This is a genomic window from Thalassospira sp. (assembly GCF_040218635.1).
Classification (GTDB): Bacteria; Pseudomonadota; Alphaproteobacteria; order Rhodospirillales; family Thalassospiraceae; genus Thalassospira.
Window position 1 is genome coordinate 168,869 of the sequence record NZ_JAVJRB010000009.1, and the last position, 17,522, is coordinate 186,390.

A 17,522-nucleotide genomic window follows, 5' to 3' on the forward strand; every position below is an offset into this window, starting at 1 on the left:
CTCCCTTATTGGTCCATCTCACGATATTTTTCTTCAACCAGGCGCGCCGTTTCAAGCCAAACCGGCAATCGTTCAGTTTTGCCCAGCTGTTCGAGATATTCGAGATCTATCTGGCTTTCTGGCGCTGTGCCGGTGCGGTGTTCTATGGCAACTTCGCGCGCAAGATGTTGCGCAACATAAATCGCGGTCAGCGCATTCATTTGAGAATGCGGGGTGTCCTGCGGATGATGGTGATAGGCAACCGTTTGTACTATCGCACTCGGGAATCCCCACAGACCAAGTAAATAGGCGCCAATTTCAGGATGTGCCGCGCCGAACTGATCGCGTTCGGCAATGTAGATCGGGATATGCTCCCGCTCTACGCGCTTGATAACTTCAGCCATTTCTTTGGCGCGATAGGCATAAAGGATCAGACTGCCAGTGTGGCTGAGCATCCCGATGGCAGGCATGACATTAATGACCTCTTTGGGTAACTTTTCCTGTTCGGCGATCAGGGTTGCAACCACGCCAAGTTGCTGGCTGCGCTGGCAAAGCTGCATCATGCGGGTAGCATCGGCCTTGGTGCCATCGAAACTGTGAAACAGACCGACAAACAATGCCAGTGCCTTGAGCGTATCAATCCCGACCATCCGGATGGCTTGTGACACGGAGGTGATTTTTTGACGGATGGCGAAATAGGCTGAATTGGTCAATTTAAGGATTTCTGCCGTGAGCGCGATGTCCGATGTGATGATGGACGTGAGCTCTTCGGTGTTGACCAATGGATTTTCGAGTGCCTTGACCAAGTTCGCATAGGTTGTTGGCGGTGAGGCAAGGGCGCCAATTCCGCCAACCAACGCGCGCAAATCCGGGTTGGTTAGCAAATCACGCAGATCAAGCGCATTCTCGATGGTTTCAATCAGAAGCACATCATCACAAGGTTTTGCCAGATACTGGTGAGCTGGCCCAATGGTTCGCAAAATGGCCTCTTCCTCGGCGAAGCCAGATAGGATGATACGTGCTGTATGTGGGTGTTTTTGCTGAATGGTTGTCAAAAGCGCCGCGCCATCCATGCCGGGCATGCACATGTCCGAGATAACAACGTCAGGCTCTGTCTCTTCGGCTTGCGCAAGTGCGCTTTCCGCATCATTGGCGAAACGGACTTCCCAGTGTGGCCGTGCCGAACGAAGTCTCCGTCGCAATCCATCGAGAATGTTTTTGTCATCATCTACAAAGAGGATGAAGCTCATCTTGTGCCTCTTACGCATGTTCCTTGTCTACTACATGGTGCCGAAAGAGGCTGGTTGACAGTCCACATATGGGGAGTACGTTGTGCGCCCTGCAATTTTTTCGCTAAAACCTGATGGTTTTATCAACTAAGAAGCCTGAAATTACAGGATGCACCCATGCGATGTAGGTTAATGGTTAGCTGTTGGTCAGATCGCTGTATTTTTCTGACATAAGACCGGCGATGTTGCGCCATTCTTCAAGATGCGTTTCTTTGCCGATCTTGGTCAGGTAATCCATATCAATGGCACTTTGAACGTCAAGTCCGGCGTCGCGGTCGGCAAGTTCGCGTGTCAGATGTTGTGCTACATAGATCGCGGTCAGCGCATTCATTTCCTGATGGGGTAAATCCATCGGGCGGTGATGATAGGCAACGGCCTGAATGATCGGCGCTGCAAACCCCCAAAGACCAAGCAAATAGGCTCCGATTTCAGCATGTCCTGCGCCGAACTGTTCGGTTTCGGCCTGATGAATGGAGATGTCTTCATCTTCGACCCGCTTGGTTACGGCATCCATTTCATCGGGACGGTTGGCGTACAGGATCAGGGTGCCGATATGGCTGAGCATTCCGATGGAGGGCACGGCATGGCAAATTTCACGCGGCAGCTTTTCATATTCAGCAATGAGGGCCGCGGTAACCCCGATCTGCTGGCTGCGATGGCATAGCCGTTTAAGGTTTTCTGCCTGACTGGGCGGGCCGTCAAACCCGCGATACAGGCCAATAAACAGGGCAAGTGCCTTAAGCGTTTCCATACCCAGCATGCGCACAGCATGCGACACGGACGAAACATTCTGGGTCACAGCGAAATAGGATGAATTGGTAAGTTTGAGAATTTCGGTCGTAAGCGCAATGTCGGATTCAACAATTTCCGTGATGCTTTGGAGCGAATAGTTTGGATCGGCAAATGCCGTTTCAAGACGCATATAGGTGTCTGGCGGAGAGGTAAGGCTTTTGGCGTTGGCAACAAGTGTTCGAAGTTCCGGACTTTTAAGCAACTGTCGAAGACCAAGAGCATTTTCAATGCTGCCAATCAGAGTTGCATTATCGCAGGGTTTGCTGAGAAACTGGTGGGCAGGGCCAATGGTCCGAAGATAGGACGCGCTGTCGGTATGCCCGGTTAGAATGATACGCACAGCATCCGAATGGGTTTTCTGCAGGTTTTCAAGCAGGGTGATCCCGTCCATTTCAGGCATTTGAATGTCGGAAACAATGACGTCAAAATCCTGATTTTCTGCAAGTGTAAGCGCATCCTTCCCGCTGGCCGCGAAATAAAGGTTCCATTCTGGTCGCGCACTCCGCAGGCGTCGGCGCAGTCCGCTAAGAATATTGGCGTCATCGTCGACAAACAGGATGTGGTGCATCGGTCCGATTCTAAAACAGATTTGTTTTATGCAGATGGGACTTTCATGACTTGATCACAAGATCATCCAGCCACATGTATTAATCTCTGATTGCGACTCGTAAGATATCGGTCAGCACGAGATCACATATTTTTCATCAGAATCAGTATCTAACGATATCAAGTAGCGAAGGGGGACCAAGAAAAGACGCCGATCATGTACAGATGTATATGTTGCTTTGATCTAGGTATCTATATCTACAATAGTTTTCAGACAAATGTCATATTTTGTCAGACTGTTAAATGCCGTGCGTAGGTACAATCATAAATAACTAAAAATGCGCATGCAGTCTTTTGATCGACCGGGGGTACGATCCACTAAATGACAACGCGTTCAGAACTTATTGACGCAATTAAACAACACCAGCTGTATGTGATGAAGCAGCCGGGCGGTAAGCGCATGCAATTGCGCAATGGCAACCTGTCGCGCATCAAAATGAGCAAAGTCAGCCTTGAAGATGCGGTTCTGCCGGGGGCCAACTTTATTCAAGCGACCATTCAGGATGTAAAATTCGATTTCTGTGACCTGTTTGGCACCAACTTTGTCGAAGCCAATCTTGAAGGGTCCAGCTTTGTGCGTGCGGATTTGCGCGGTGCGAATATGGCGCGGGCGAAATTACGCAATGCGAACCTTAAGGGGGCCGACCTTCGTTCTGGTGTGATGGTCATTGTCGATGCCGGGCGCGAACGTAAAGTCAAACGCGCGACCGATCTTGCCAATGCTGATCTGCAAGGATCGATGATGTCTGGGGCCAATCTGGCCGAAAGTAATATGTCGGGTGCACGATTGGCGGATGCTGATCTGAGCGATGCGAACATGTTTGCGGTGAACCTTGCCGGGGCGGATTTGACCGGCTGTAACCTGTCAGGGGCGAAGCTTAAAAACGCCAACCTTAAAGGTGCCCGGATGAAGAACGCCTTGCTGATGGGCACGGACCTGACCGGTGCGAACCTTCGCAACGTTGATCTGACCGATGTGGACATGTCGCAGGCAAATATCGCCAACTCGATTGGTGCCAAGGCGGTGACACCACTTCCCGAAGACATTCGTGAATTGATCAATGCCCACAGTGAATGGTTGACCAGTGGCGGGGCAGCGGGAACGCCGTTGAACGTAACGGGACGTGATCTGACGGAGCTTGATTTTTCCGGTCTTGATCTATCGGCGGCCTGTTTTGATGACTGCATTCTGCGCGGAGCATTATTTGTCGACACCATTCTTGCCATGACATCCTTGCGCAATGCCGATTTGACCCGTGCCCGTCTCAGCGGTGCGATCATGAATGGTGTGCGGATGTCTTATGCCAATTGCACCAAGGTGATTTGTCAGGGTGTCAAGTTTGGCGGGGTTGAACAGCGCGACGGAAACGGGGATAAAACCGGACAAGTCTGGCGGGCTGATCTAACCGAAACCAATTTTTCATTCGCCGATTTACGCAATTCGGTTTTTGAAGAACCGCAGATGAAGGGTGCCAGTCTTGCCAAGGCGAATATTGCCGGTGTTTCTTTTGGCAAAACCGATCTGCAGGAAGTTGATCTGAATGGGACCAATGCCAGTTCTATTCTGAACGGGAACATTCCCGAGCGGGCATCATAGTCGCCCGGATCATCCGGGCATTGCCTTGGCCATCCGGATAGGCCAAAAAGATAAATCTTCAATCATAAGTATATTAAGTTCTCGCATGCCGTTAAATGCATTGCGTTACGGCGAAACTATTGCATTCTGTTTGCTGAATTCAAAAAACGTAATTTAGCGACTGAGGAATACCTGCCACATGGCATCGCGTTCTGACCTGATAGATGCAATTAAAATGCATCAACTCTATCTCAATCAAAAACCAGGTGGACGACGCATGCAATTGCGCAGCGGAAATCTGTCACGCATAAAAATGAGCAAAATCAGTCTGCAAGACGCCATTTTGCCCGGTGCGAACTTTATCCAGGCAAGTGCGCGCCACGTCTGTTTTGATTTCTGCGATCTGTTTGGGGCCAACTTTGTCGAAGCCGATCTTGAAGGATCAAGCTTCCTGCGGGCTGACCTTCGCGGTGCTAATATGGCACGTGCCAAGCTGCGCAATGCCAATCTAAGCGGCATCGATTTGCGGGCGGGTGTGATGGTTATTATGGACGGGTTACAGGAACGCCCCGTCAAAAAAGAAACCGATATGACCAACACCGATCTTGAAGGTGCGGTGATGTGGGGCGCTGATTTATCTGGTGCCAAAATGTCAGGTTCGAGTCTTGCCAATACTGATCTTAGCGACGCAAACATGTTTGCCGTGAACCTGGAAGGCGCTGATTTAACCGGGTGCAATCTTAATGGGGCAAAGCTTCGCAATGCCAACCTTAAGGGGGCCAAGCTTACTGACTGTAATCTGGTTGGTGCGGACCTAAGCGGTGCGAATCTTCGGAATGTCGATATGACGGGCGTTGATCTGTCGCAGTCCAATACGTCCAATTCCATCGGTGGGGGGACGACGTCTGCCCCGTTGGTTGAAGGTATCCGCGAATTGGTGAATGGACATAGCGAGTGGCTCTTATCAGGCGGTAAAACCGGTCTCCCCATGATTGCCAACGGGCGGGATTTAAGCGGCATGGATTTTTCCGGTCTGGATTTGTCTGGTGCCAGTTTTGAAAAATGTAATCTGCGCGGTGCCCTGTTTGTCGATACGATCCTTGCAATGTGTTCGATGCGTGATGCGGACATGAAAAAAGTCCGCATGAACGGTGCTGTATTGGATGGCGTTCGGATGGCCAATGCCGATTGCAGCGAAGCCGTCTTTCAGGGGGTCAAGTTTGGCGGGATTGACCAGCGTGACAAGAAAGGTGCCAAAACCGGTGTTGTGTGGCGCGCTGATCTAACTGATACAAATTTTGAGAATGCGGATTTGCGGAACTCGATTTTCGAAGAAACACAAATGAAGGGCACCATCCTGAAACAGGCCAATGTCGCAGGCGTTGCGTTTGGCGACACGGATTTAAGTCAGGCCGATCTCGAAGGGGCCAATGTCGGTTTGGTCTTGAACGGCAACATTCCCCGCAAGAAATGATCGCGTTGAACGTATGATGCAAAAACGCCGCCCATCACAGGCGGCGTTTTGTTTATAGGGTCTATCGCAGCATATAGTTAGCTACGGTAATCGGCGTTGATCGAGATATAGCCATGAGTCAGATCACAGGTCCAAACCGTGGCAGCACCATCACCAAACCCAAGATCGACTTCGATGTCGATATACTGACCCTTGATGTGGGCTTCGACCGGGCCTTCGTCATAATCGGCAACCCGTTCGCCATTTTTTGCCAGCGCAATGCCGCCGATTGAAACGGTCAGTTTGTTCGGATCTGCGGTAACACCACATTTCCCGACAGCCATAACAATCCGGCCCCAGTTGGCGTCTTCTCCGGCAATCGCGGTTTTAACCAGCGGTGAGTTGGCAATCGCCTTGGCCGCAATCTTGGCTTCTTTTTCGCTAACCGCACCGGTGACATTGATGGTGATGAATTTGGTCGCGCCTTCGCCGTCGCGGACGATCTGATGGGCAAGGTCGCGCAAGACGGCTTCCAGCGCATCCTTGAATTCGACAAGTGCCGGATCGTTCACATCAGCAATTGGGTTGTTGCCCGCTTTGCCGGTTGCCGCCAGCAGAACCGTATCGGACGTCGAGGTGTCGCTATCAACGGTGATGGCGTTAAAGCTGCGGTTGTTAATATCAGACAACAATGCCTGCAAAACACTGTGGGGCAGGGCGGCATCGGTAAAGACAAAGCCAAGCATGGTGGCCATATTTGGCTCGATCATGCCGGATCCTTTGGTGAATCCGGCGATGCTGACCTTGGTGCCGTTGATGGTCGCGGTTGCAGAGGCACCTTTCGGGAAGGTGTCTGTGGTCATGATGGCCTTGGCGGCATCCAACCAGCTTGCATCATTGGCCAGAATTTCATCCATCGCATCTGTAATGCGGTTGGCGGTGGTCGGTTCGCCAATCACGCCGGTGGATGCGGTAAAGATTTCGCTTTTGGCACAACCAAGCGCCTTGGCGGCTGCTTCGACCTTGTCAGCAACAAAGGTTTCACCGGCCTTGCCGGTAAAGGCGACAGAGTTTCCGGCATTGACAAAGAATGCACGTGCGGTCCCGCCCTTAAGTGCTTCGCGGCCCCATCGGACTGCTGCGGATGCTGTGGTCGAGGTGGTGAAAACACCGGCAACCTGCGTGCCCGGTTCCAATTCTGCCAGCAACACATCCGGGCGGCCTTTATAGCGAATACCAAGTGTTGCGGTATGAAGTTTGACACCGGCAATGGTCGGAAGGTCCGGGAATGAAGCGGGGGCAAGCGGAGAAAGCGACGTCGCAGCCATCTGTGCAAGTTCCTTTAATAGGGATGTTTTACCCATCCTGCCGCAATGGTGGCGAAAAGCAAGCAGCAGTGGGCATTTTGTCTGATTATGGATGGGGGGACGCAAAACGGGGCGACGCCAATGGCGACACCCCGTTTGCAATCAAGTGGATTGAACATCCGTCCGGGCAAACCCGACGTGATGATCCCTTGGTTTATTCAGCCGGAGCTTCTTTCTCAGCTTTGTCTGCTGCTTCGGCAGCAGCTTTTTCAGCTTCGATTTCAACATTGTTGACGATGTCCGCTTCTTCGCGCAGGCCATCAACAATGTCAGTGATCGCATCACGGGTTGCTTCTGCAAGCAACTGCTGACGCACTTCATCAAGGGTCGGCTGGGTGCCTTCTTTGACTTCTTCAACCAAGATCACGTGCCAGCCAAACTGGGTCTGAACCGGTTCTTTGCTGTAGCTGCCTGCATCCATTGCAAAGGCTGCTTCGGCGAACGGTGCGACCATGTCTGCACGGTTAAAGAAACCAAGATCACCGCCATTCGGACCCGATGGACCGGTGGATTTTTCTTTGGCGAGTTCGGCAAAGTCGGCACCATCGTCAAGTTCTGCGATGATGGCTTTGGCGTCTTCTTCGCTTTCAAGCAGAATATGGCGGGCGTGAACCTGTGCTTCTGGCACGTTGGTTTCGACGAATTCGTCATATTTTGCTTTGATGACGTCATCCGTGATCGCATCGTCAAGCGCACGATCAAGGAAGGTCTCGGCCACAACGCGGCGCTCAAGCGCTTCGACGCGTGCTTTGACTTCTGCGTCGTCGGCAAGACCGGCATCAGAACCGGCAATCATCAGCAGGCGCTGATTGATTTCACGTGTCAGCAGCTCACCTTTGAGCATTTCAAACGGAAGCTGGCGATACTGTTGCGGCAAACCCTGTTGGGTTGCACGCACTTCAGATTCCAGGATTTCTTCGCCATTAACCGTCGCCAGAACCGGATCTTCGGTTGGTGCAGCGTCCTGTGCCATGACAGGGGAAGCAAAAATGACGGATGCCAGCGACGCGGCAAGAAGGGTTTTGCGCAGCATAGTTTCTCCAGACTTTGATTTCAGAGGGGTTTTCACCCCAGCGCCTCTCCCCACGGGTAAACCACATAAGCGTTTTCTGCACAAGGCTTCGCCGTAGAGGACGGGTTTTTTCGCAAAGCAATCTGTCCAAATTGTGAAACGCTTAATTTCGGGCTTCGAGATATGCGTAAATCAATTACCCGTTAAACCAGAACGGAACCCATCGCCCCGGTTTTAACAGGGGCAATCGAGGCCGGTGGAATGATGATTTTATGAAATTGACGGGTGACTTAGGCTTTGACGTCAAAGAAGACTTCGCCAACCTGTCCGATGGAGCCGTCATCGCGTTCAAATTTCGACTCTGCAACCAGATCACCACCGATCAGTCGTTGATCAAGCGGGGTAATCATGGAAAGCGAGATCGATTTTATGCCGGCTTCAGACAGGTTTTGTTGACGTCCATCCGCACGCAGCAAGACAAGCGAGGTAAATACGCCGTCTTGCTTGTCGATCAGGCCGTCCAGATTGTCGTCAAATTTGGCAAGTTCAGCAAAGCCGTCTTTGGCGCCATGCTGATCGCCAAACAGTTCGCGACCATCATTGATTTTGCCATCCCCATTGCGATCAAGGGCCAAAAGCGCATCGTGACCGCTTATCCATGCGGTTTGATCAATTGATCCATTGCCATCAATGTCAAACTGCTTGCCGCCTTCAAGGCTGGTGACGTCGATCCCGTTGCCGTCCAGATCAAGGATCAAGGGATCAACCTGAAAGGCTTGGGCGATTTCGACACGGATTATTTCGATCTGGGCGGTGAATTCTGATATGGAAATGTTGGCATTACCGGCAATTTTTGAAAACCGGGCTTCGATGTCTGTGACATTAATTTCGATCTGACGCGAGCTGATGGAAAGTTCCTGAGCGGACGCCGCACCGCTGGTTTTACTGGAACCTGCGGAAGTCATTTCCTGGGCGCTGTCGGTCATGGCATTGGCCATTGCGCGGGCTTTGGCCGGGGGGATGCCCATCATCGACAGCACGATGAAGGCTTCGCTGTTCATCCGGGTCTGGGCATCGTCATAGGCGGGTTTTAACGCGTCAAAGGCCGCAAGCGGGTTTGCTGGAACATCCAGCACCGGGCGCGAGATTGCAGATATGGATTGTTCGATGCGTTTGTTGGCTTCTATGCTGAGATCAATCTGATCAATGATCGCGCGCTGCTGGTTCAGCTGCGCGTTGGTTTGTGCATCCCTATCTGACTTGTTGGTCGTGACAGCACTGTGCAATGGGGCGTTTGATGCGGCCATATTTGCAGCATTTTGGGATGCAGTAGGGTTGTGGAGAGTCGTGTGATCAAACATCCAGCGCCTCCTTCCTGAAGGGCTGCGGGATGCCAAAACTCGGCATCCCGTTTTTGGTTAAATCAGAACATCCTGTTCTTGTGTCGGGTCAATCACTGGGACAGTTTCACCTGTTGGGAAGGTGAATGTCGCGTCATTGCCGTCCTGACCAAATCGGCCCATCGGCATCAACATATCGACGGTGAGTTTCAGCTGATTTCCGCCGTCACCATCTTGTGGTGCAGCCTGACTGATGCCACGAACAATCAAGGTTGCCTGTTCCATGAACTGTTCGGTGATCTGCGCATTCAGGGCCGACATGCGTTCTGCGGCAACCGATTGGCCGGAAGAGGTTGCATTGCCATCTTCGCCTTCGTTGCCATCATCGGTGCCAACAGTTGCGTTCATAAGTTCACGGATGAACTCGGCAACGCCATTGTCATTGATGTCAAACAGAAGACCGCCGTCTTCGGCACTTGCCGGATTACCCAGCACATTGACCAGTGATCCGCCCCCAAGCCCGCTCATGACATTGCCAAGTGCGCCCAAGGCGGCACCCATGCTGTTGCCTATGGCGATTGCTTCGGTGCGAACAACTTCGACCTTGGCGGCCTGATAGTTGAACGAAAATTCGCCGGTTTCGTTATTGATGCTGATATCAAGCGACTGAACCGCCATCATCGCAGACTCGGAAACACCGACCGCCGACCCATTGGCACCCGCATAGGAAATTGCCGTTTTGCTATGGCTGGCGATGGCCTGATCAAAGGAGAATTCGAACTGGTCCTGTCCCGATGCAGCGTCACGGATTCCATTGAACATGGCATCTGTTGCGGCAATCGCGTCTTCTTCGGTCATGCCCGAAAGCGCAAACATTTCTTCGACACTGCCGCGAATCATTTCAAGCGATGCATCAAGTGCACGTTCAAACAGCTCGTCCGTTGTCGGCGGCTTTGACGACAGTGCTTTGCCGTTTGCCGGTGCAAGCGGCTGATTGTTGGTTTGTGCCGCAAGCGCATCGTCTGACAATGAAACAGGATCAATACGTTGACGCGCATTGGCATTTGCCTGCGCGGAACCCTGTCCAACGTCGGTGCTGATTTTGCTGAGTGGCTGACGCGCATCCTGAAGGCCGGATTGACCTTGGCGGAACGGATTTAGCGCGGAGAAATCGACCATTTCCTCCTCCTGAGGATATCTTTGGCATAAATGTTCAGGACATTCCTGATTGCCAAAACTGAGCTACATGCTCTTTGAAGTTTAAACTGTAGCGAGAATACTACGTTTTTTTTTCGGAGTTCTCAAGCCAGAAGGTGATGTATGAGCAGGTTTTTTGCACAACGTGATGCCTGTTTTGCTCGGATTTGTGTCGTTCTCGTCTAAATTCAGGCTCAACATTAGCGATATTGGTTCGTTCCGTTGACAGATGGCAGACAGGGTTCTATCTGTGATCGTGCTCGGCTTTCCGCCGGTGCTTAATTCTGTCTTTATTCATTTGTTCAGGAACGTATTAATGCTCGGCGCCATTGCCCGGAAAATTTTCGGTTCAGCTAACGATCGTGAAGTCAAAGCCCTTTGGGCCACGGTCGAGCAAATCAATGCCCTGGAACCCGAAGTCGAGAAGCTGTCTGATGACGAACTGCGCGCCCGCACCGATTGGCTGCGCGAACGTCTCAAGAATGGCGAGACTCTGACCGACATTCTTCCCGATACCTTTGCCACCATTCGCGAAGCATCCAAACGTGTGCGCGGTGAACGTCACTATGATGTTCAGATGCTGGGCGGGATGGTTCTGACGTCTGGCAAAATTGCTGAAATGAAAACCGGTGAAGGGAAAACGCTTGTTTCGACCTTGCCGGTTTATCTGAATGCGCTTGAAGGCAAGGGCGTTCATGTGGTCACGGTCAACGACTATCTGGCCAGCCGTGATGCGGAATGGATGGGCGAAGTTTATGGCTTCCTTGGTCTGACCGTGGGCGTGATCATGCATGGCATGACCGACGATCAGCGCCGCGCTGCTTATGCCTGCGACATTACCTATGCGACCAATAACGAGCTGGGCTTTGATTATCTGCGCGATAACATGAAGTTCCGCCTTGAAGACATGGTGCAGCGTCCGTTCAACTTTGCTATCGTCGATGAAGTCGACTCGATCCTGATTGACGAAGCCCGTACCCCGCTGATCATTTCCGGTCCGGCTGAAGATAGTTCAGAGCTGTATCGCGCTATTGATGCGCTGATCCCGAAACTGATCGCAGAAGACTTCGAAAAGGACGAAAAAGCCCGTGCCGTGACCCTGACTGAAGACGGGACCGAGCACGCCGAACAGCTTTTGATGGAAATGGAAATCCTGACAGAAGGCACGCTTTACGACGTTGCCAATGTTCATCTTGTCCATCACGTCAATCAGGCACTTCGGGCGCATAAGCTGTTCCAGAAAGACACCGACTACATCGTCAAGGATGACAAGGTCGTCATCATTGATGAATTTACCGGACGTATGATGGAAGGCCGCCGTTATTCCGATGGTCTGCATCAGGCACTTGAAGCCAAGGAACAGGTCAAGATTCAGAACGAAAACCAGACCTTGGCCTCGATCACGTTCCAGAACTATTTCCGTTTGTATCCGACCCTTGCCGGTATGACCGGTACGGCAATGACCGAAGCCGAAGAATTCGAAGAAATCTACAAGCTTCACGTCATTGAAATCCCGACCCATCGCCCGATTGCCCGTAAAGATTCAGACGATGAAATTTATCGTACGGCCAATGAAAAATGGGTGGCGATTTCCGAACAGCTGGCAGAGTGCCATAAAAGCGGCCAGCCGGCCCTTGTCGGGACGGTGTCGATCGAGAAATCGGAAATTCTGTCGGACCTTTTGAAAAAGAAGAAAATCCCGCACGAAGTTCTTAATGCCAAGCAGCATGAACGCGAAGCATTGATCGTGGCCCAAGCCGGTGCGCCGGGCGCAATTACGATTGCAACCAACATGGCCGGTCGTGGTACCGACATTAAGCTTGGCGGCAACGTTGAAATGCGTGTCGAGCATGAACTTGGCAATGTAACGGACGAAACCAAACGTGCGGCAGCGATTGAAAAAATCAAAGCCGAAGTCAAAGCCGATCAGGAAAAAGTTCTGGCTGCTGGTGGCTTGTTTGTTATCGGGACGGAACGTCACGAATCACGCCGTGTTGATAACCAGCTGCGTGGCCGTTCCGGTCGTCAGGGTGATCCGGGCGGATCGAAGTTTTATCTGTCGCTTGAAGATGACCTGATGCGCATTTTCGGGTCCGAGCGGATGGATGGAATGCTCCAGAAGCTGGGTCTGCAGGAAGGTGAAGCGATTTACCATCCGTGGATCAACAAGGCGCTGGAAAAAGCACAGCAGAAAGTCGAAGCACGTAACTTTGACATTCGTAAAAACGTTCTGAAATTTGATGACGTCATGAATGACCAGCGTAAGGTCGTTTATGAACAGCGCCGTGATCTGATGCAGGCAAAGCATGTTGCCGAAGATGTTGCGGACATGCGTGCCGAAGTCATCGAAGACATGGTTGAAAAATATTGCCCGGCCAAGGTCTATCCCGAGCAATGGGAAGTCGCCAGCCTGCACGAAGAAACCACCCGTATTCTGGGCGTTGATCTGCCGATTGCAGATTGGGTTAAGGAAGAAGGCATCGATCAGGAAGTCATGCGGGAGCGGATTGAAAAAGTCGCTGACGAAAAAATGGCTGCCAAGGTTGCCAATTACGGTTCCGACATCATGCGTCAGGTCGAAAAAAGCCTTGTGCTGCAGTTGCTTGATCAGTCGTGGAAAGAACATCTTCTGGCACTTGACCACTTGCGTCAGGGCATTGGCCTGCGGGCATATGGTCAGCGTGATCCGCTCAATGAGTTTAAGCGCGAAGCGTTTAATATGTTCGAAGCGATGCTGGTATCCTTGCGTGAACGTGTGACCCAGATGTTGTCCCATGTTGAATTGCAGACCACACCGCGACAGGAAGACCTTGAGCCACGCGGTTCGCAGCAGGAAATGCATGAAAACCGCGGTGCGGGTGAAGCTGCTGAACAGGGCGGCGAAGGTGCCACCGTTCAATCGCGTCAGGCATCGGGAACGGTGAACCCGAATGATCCGGCAAGTTGGGGTCGGGTTGCACGCAATCAGGCCTGCCCGTGTGGATCAGGCAAGAAATACAAACATTGCCACGGTCAGATCGCCTGATCCAACTTTGCAATATTGATAAAAACGCGCCTCCATGTGGGGCGCGTTTTTCGTTTGGGGGGAGGCTTTAGTTTTCTGTTGGAAGATTGGTGCGTAGAAACACCGTGACGGGATCAAGAACGGCTTGATCGGTGGTCAGATAAAACCCCAATGCGGTCAAGGTTCCGGCATGTCCGGTCTCCTTGATTTCAATCAGTTCGGTTTTTGGGGCAAGGGTTGCCAACCGGCGTGAATTGCGTGGCAGGACAGTCGTGTCGCGCGTGCCCGTGATCAGCAAAAGCGGCGGCATGTGCGTCAGATCCATCTCAACCGGCTGGCTTAGGCGTGCCGGGGTGTCGCCAAAGGCAATCTCGGTCGCGCTGACATCATAGGGATGAAAGTCATAGGGACCCGACAGACCGATAATCCCGACGATATGTTGGGAATTTAATCCAACAGCTTTCAGATATGTCGGGTCTGCGACAACCTGAACCGCATTATATGCGCCCGCTGAATGCCCCGCCAACATGACCGGTTCGTCGGTAAGTTGATCGGGGTGTGAGGCCGCATAATCCTTCATAAAGGCAATGGCCGATGCGGCATCTTCGATAAAGGCCGGGAAATGGATTTTTGGCACCAGTCGATAGTCTGGAATGGCGACCGCATAGCCAAGTTCGTTAAAGCGTTTGGCGACAAATGCGTATTTGGCCTTATCCCCGGAATCCCAGGACCCGCCGTAAAACCAGATAATCAACGGGGCAGGCTGCGCGGATGATGATGGCAGATAGACATCAAGAACCTGTCGGTCATCCTGGCCATAAGATAAATCAGCGATGTCGGGCTTATACTGACCGGCCTGAAATTGATTAAACGCGGAAAGTTTATCGCAACCGGCAAGGAACACGGCCGCAATCAGGGCATTCGCTGTAAATTTGAGTATGCGCATCGTCACCAAAAACAAAGACAATTGATTTGAAGTTCTACACTGTACGTAAATATATCCAATCGGGATCGTTTTTGGTTTAGAGAACAGCATGTTCAGGATGAGGCAGGGGCAATGAAAACATTCAAGACCATCTTGGCGGTGGTTCCCGCGGTTATGTTGATTGTATCTGCATCAGATGCGATTGCAGATGATCGTGACTATGAAGCTGCAATCGCAAACATGGCCGTGGATCCGGGCATGGCCGAGAAGATGGTTTTTGATCGGCATGATGCTGTCGGGCTTCTGGACCGAATGTTGTTCTTGTTTGCCTTTAAGCCAGATGACCCGGACCGCAACAATGATATCCGGGATTTGCAGGCGCAAATTGATGGCGAAACATTGCCTCTTACCGATGACTTTGAACGCGATGTGGTGGGGCGAACTCTGCCCTTTGACGGAACGGCAAACAGTTTGGGGCCAACAATAATTCTGGCTTCAAGTTCTGGCTATGCCACGACGGATTCAGCATTCTATGCCATCCCCTGTGCCGTTCTGCAGAAGAAGCCGGAACTTACCGAAGCAACCGAACCCATGTTTGGCGGGAATCGGGACAATTTCTTGCCACGGTCCGGCTGTGTCTGGGGGCGGGGTGAGGTCGCTGGATATCCGATCAATGCATTAAACGATTATATGGCCGCGGCAGAGCGGGCGACGGGTGGAATGTTTGACCCGGGGCAGGGAACAATCCGTTTCGCACAGGCCGCAGCCCAACAGGCTGATGTTCAGACCGCCATGCTTAACCCTGATGCATTGCAGTCTGCACCAACCGGCACCCGTCAGCCGTTCCAGATGTGGTCGTATCTGTCATGGGCAAACCGACATACTTACACGGCGATCTCTGCGGCGGCTGTGCCGGTAAGCACCGCCCTAAGGTCATATTGGCAGGAAAATGGTAAGTCCCCTGTGGCAGTTGACCGGATTGTCCGTGAAACGCTGTTTGGGGTTGTTTATGGCGCAGATTGTCAGACCGTAGTGCCATCCTCCTCTGTGCGCGTGATGTTGATTGAAGGGCATCCGATTGCCGAGATTGAAAAAATCGCGCAACAGGGCAAAGGCCATGATGCAAATTTATTCGAAAAATGTGCAGCCTTCGGTGGCATTGACGGATTATTGCATGTCGCTGTGGCACGCCCCGATAGCCTTGATGTCTTGTGGGGGAATGGCTATTTCCCGGATGTCGAAGCCCGCAATGAATTTGGCAAAACAGCACTTATGACAGCGTCACAGCTTGGCAATGTTGATGCTGTTAAATGGCTTCTGGCCCATGGGGCCAATGTTGAAGCGCGGACCATAGCGGGGGATGAATGGGTTTATCCCCGTCATGGTCGCCGGACTGCAATTCATTATGGCGCGGCATCTGGAGACATTGATGTTGTTAAGGTGTTAATCGCCGCTGGTGCAAAGGTTGATGTGCTCGATGATGTCGGATTTTCTACACAAGATTACCTTGTGGGGCGTGATGATTTGCCGGGGAACGCATCGATTTCGGACAAGGATCGTGCAGCTCTTCTGAACTTGATTACGTCGCAATGAAATAAGTTGATGGGCCACTTGGCGAAAGCCGAGTTGCACGATAAAACAGTGCCATGACAATAGTACAACCAGATAAAGGCTGCATGTCGGTTGACCTGCGGCAGGGTAAAATTCCGGAAAAGACGGTGTTTGTCAGTGCGGTGGCACTGGTCGATGCCGATCATCGCGTTTTGATCGCTCAGCGCCCGGAAGGTAAATCCATGGCGGGCCTTTGGGAATTTCCCGGTGGTAAGGTCGAAGCCGGGGAAACCCCGGAAATGGCTTTGGTGCGCGAGCTTAAAGAAGAGCTTGGCATTGATATCACCGAAAGCTGTCTGGCACCCTTTACCTTTGCGTCTTTCACCTATGATGATTTTCATCTGATGATGCCGCTTTATCTGTGCCGCGTCTGGAAGGGGGAAATCACCCCGATGGAAGGCCAGCAGGTTAAATGGGTGCGTCCGGTGCGGTTGGGGGATTACCCGATGCCGCCGGCTGATGTGCCGCTTGTTGCCATGTTGCGCGATTTTCTGTGAGCCATGCGCATCTTTGCGACGTATGGTTTATGAAATGCGAAAACTCGTTTGAAGTTATGGGGATGTGATGTCTGATCCGGTACGGGCCTGTCTGATTATTATTGGCAATGAAATCCTGTCTGGTCGCACCCATGACAAGAACCTGCCGTATCTGGCAGAAGAATTGAACAAGATCGGCGTGCGCTTGGCCGAAACCCGCGTCATACCCGATATCGAAGACACCATCGTTGAAACCGTCAATGAATGCCGGGCGAAGTTTGATTATGTCTTTACCACGGGCGGGATCGGCCCGACCCATGATGACATCACATCAAACTGCATTGCCAAGGCGTTCGGGGTTGAGAATGCCCTGAATGCAGAGGCGCACGCATTGTTGAAAAGCCATTATGAAAACCCTGAAGACCTGAATGAAGCACGTCTGCGCATGGCGCATGTGCCGGTCGGGGCGGAGCTGGTACAAAACCCGATTTCCAAGGCCCCGGGTTTCCGCATGGAAAACGTTTATGTTCTGGCCGGTGTGCCCATGATCATGCAGGTGATGTTCCAGGGGATTAAACATCAGTTGATCGGGGGGAAACCGATGGTGTCACGTTCTGTAGGCGGCTATATCGCCGAAGGATCAATTGCCAAAGTGCTGGCCGAAATTCAGGATGATTTCCCGCAAGCCGATATCGGGTCTTATCCGTTCCTGCGTGAAGGTAAGCTTGGCACGACCTTGGTGGTTCGCAGTGAGAGTGCCGATGATGTTAATCAGGCATCAGAACGCATTCGTCTGGCAATCATTGAAGGTGGTCGCGATGTGATTGAAGATACCGGTGCGGTCGAAACGGCAGGGGCCTGATCAAGGTTACGCGGATGACGAGGTTTGAGCAGC

General features: G+C 52.0%; 13 protein-coding genes. 6 read left to right on the top strand and 7 right to left on the bottom strand.

Features of this window, described 5'->3' with window-relative positions; genetic code table 11:
* Nucleotides 1-5: 5 nt before the first annotated feature.
* Together RIC05_RS08595 and RIC05_RS08600 are read right to left on the bottom strand one after the other, a co-directional pair.
* Entirely contained in the window at nucleotides 6-1,229 is a 1,224-nt protein-coding gene (locus tag RIC05_RS08595; protein WP_350046746.1) for a response regulator, read from the bottom strand.
* A gap of 175 nt (nucleotides 1,230-1,404) precedes the next feature.
* The gene (locus tag RIC05_RS08600) at nucleotides 1,405-2,628 is read right to left on the bottom strand and encodes an HDOD domain-containing protein (RefSeq protein ID WP_350046747.1); all 1,224 of its coding nucleotides are present in this window, start codon (nucleotides 2,626-2,628) and stop codon (nucleotides 1,405-1,407) included.
* A gap of 360 nt (nucleotides 2,629-2,988) precedes the next feature.
* Between RIC05_RS08600 and RIC05_RS08605 the strand changes: the two genes are divergently transcribed.
* Together RIC05_RS08605 and RIC05_RS08610 are read left to right on the top strand one after the other, a co-directional pair.
* Nucleotides 2,989-4,263, top strand: a complete 1,275-nt coding sequence (locus tag RIC05_RS08605; protein ID WP_350046748.1) for a pentapeptide repeat-containing protein — start codon at nucleotides 2,989-2,991, stop codon at nucleotides 4,261-4,263.
* Nucleotides 4,264-4,519: 256 nt separating this feature from the next.
* Nucleotides 4,520-5,716, top strand: coding sequence for a pentapeptide repeat-containing protein (locus RIC05_RS08610; RefSeq protein WP_350046749.1), 1,197 nt, complete (start codon nucleotides 4,520-4,522; stop codon nucleotides 5,714-5,716).
* Nucleotides 5,717-5,793: 77 nt separating this feature from the next.
* Here RIC05_RS08610 and argJ read toward each other — a convergent pair whose 3' ends face one another.
* From argJ to RIC05_RS08630, 4 genes are all read right to left on the bottom strand, one after another.
* Nucleotides 5,794-7,023 carry a bifunctional glutamate N-acetyltransferase/amino-acid acetyltransferase ArgJ gene (gene argJ / locus RIC05_RS08615; RefSeq protein WP_350046750.1) on the bottom strand — a complete coding sequence of 410 codons (1,230 nt, stop codon included), beginning with the start codon at nucleotides 7,021-7,023 and terminating at the stop codon, nucleotides 5,794-5,796.
* A 193-nt stretch (nucleotides 7,024-7,216) separates the two neighbouring features.
* Nucleotides 7,217-8,095, bottom strand: a complete 879-nt coding sequence (locus RIC05_RS08620; protein WP_350044522.1) for a peptidylprolyl isomerase — start codon at nucleotides 8,093-8,095, stop codon at nucleotides 7,217-7,219.
* A 269-nt stretch (nucleotides 8,096-8,364) separates the two neighbouring features.
* Complete coding sequence (locus tag RIC05_RS08625) at nucleotides 8,365-9,435, bottom strand: SPM autocatalytic domain-containing protein (RefSeq protein ID WP_350046751.1); 1,071 nt, start codon at nucleotides 9,433-9,435, stop codon at nucleotides 8,365-8,367.
* A gap of 57 nt (nucleotides 9,436-9,492) precedes the next feature.
* Nucleotides 9,493-10,593: a hypothetical protein gene (locus tag RIC05_RS08630; protein WP_350046752.1), complete on the bottom strand. Its 1,101-nt coding sequence runs from the start codon at nucleotides 10,591-10,593 to the stop codon at nucleotides 9,493-9,495.
* A gap of 334 nt (nucleotides 10,594-10,927) precedes the next feature.
* On the opposite strand from RIC05_RS08630, the gene secA reads away from it, so the two are divergent.
* Nucleotides 10,928-13,636 carry a preprotein translocase subunit SecA gene (secA, locus tag RIC05_RS08635; RefSeq protein WP_350046753.1) on the top strand — a complete coding sequence of 903 codons (2,709 nt, stop codon included), beginning with the start codon at nucleotides 10,928-10,930 and terminating at the stop codon, nucleotides 13,634-13,636.
* Nucleotides 13,637-13,703: 67 nt separating this feature from the next.
* Here secA and RIC05_RS08640 read toward each other — a convergent pair whose 3' ends face one another.
* Nucleotides 13,704-14,561 carry an alpha/beta hydrolase gene (locus RIC05_RS08640; RefSeq protein WP_350046754.1) on the bottom strand — a complete coding sequence of 286 codons (858 nt, stop codon included), beginning with the start codon at nucleotides 14,559-14,561 and terminating at the stop codon, nucleotides 13,704-13,706.
* A 111-nt stretch (nucleotides 14,562-14,672) separates the two neighbouring features.
* On the opposite strand from RIC05_RS08640, the gene RIC05_RS08645 reads away from it, so the two are divergent.
* From RIC05_RS08645 to RIC05_RS08655, 3 genes are all read left to right on the top strand, one after another.
* The gene (locus tag RIC05_RS08645) at nucleotides 14,673-16,133 is read left to right on the top strand and encodes an ankyrin repeat domain-containing protein (protein WP_350046755.1); all 1,461 of its coding nucleotides are present in this window, start codon (nucleotides 14,673-14,675) and stop codon (nucleotides 16,131-16,133) included.
* A gap of 83 nt (nucleotides 16,134-16,216) precedes the next feature.
* A complete protein-coding gene (gene mutT, locus RIC05_RS08650; RefSeq protein WP_350041727.1) occupies nucleotides 16,217-16,648 on the top strand; it encodes an 8-oxo-dGTP diphosphatase MutT in 432 nt (143 codons plus the stop codon).
* Nucleotides 16,649-16,715: 67 nt separating this feature from the next.
* Entirely contained in the window at nucleotides 16,716-17,489 is a 774-nt protein-coding gene (locus tag RIC05_RS08655; RefSeq protein WP_350046756.1) for a competence/damage-inducible protein A, read from the top strand.
* Nucleotides 17,490-17,522: the final 33 nt, after the last annotated feature.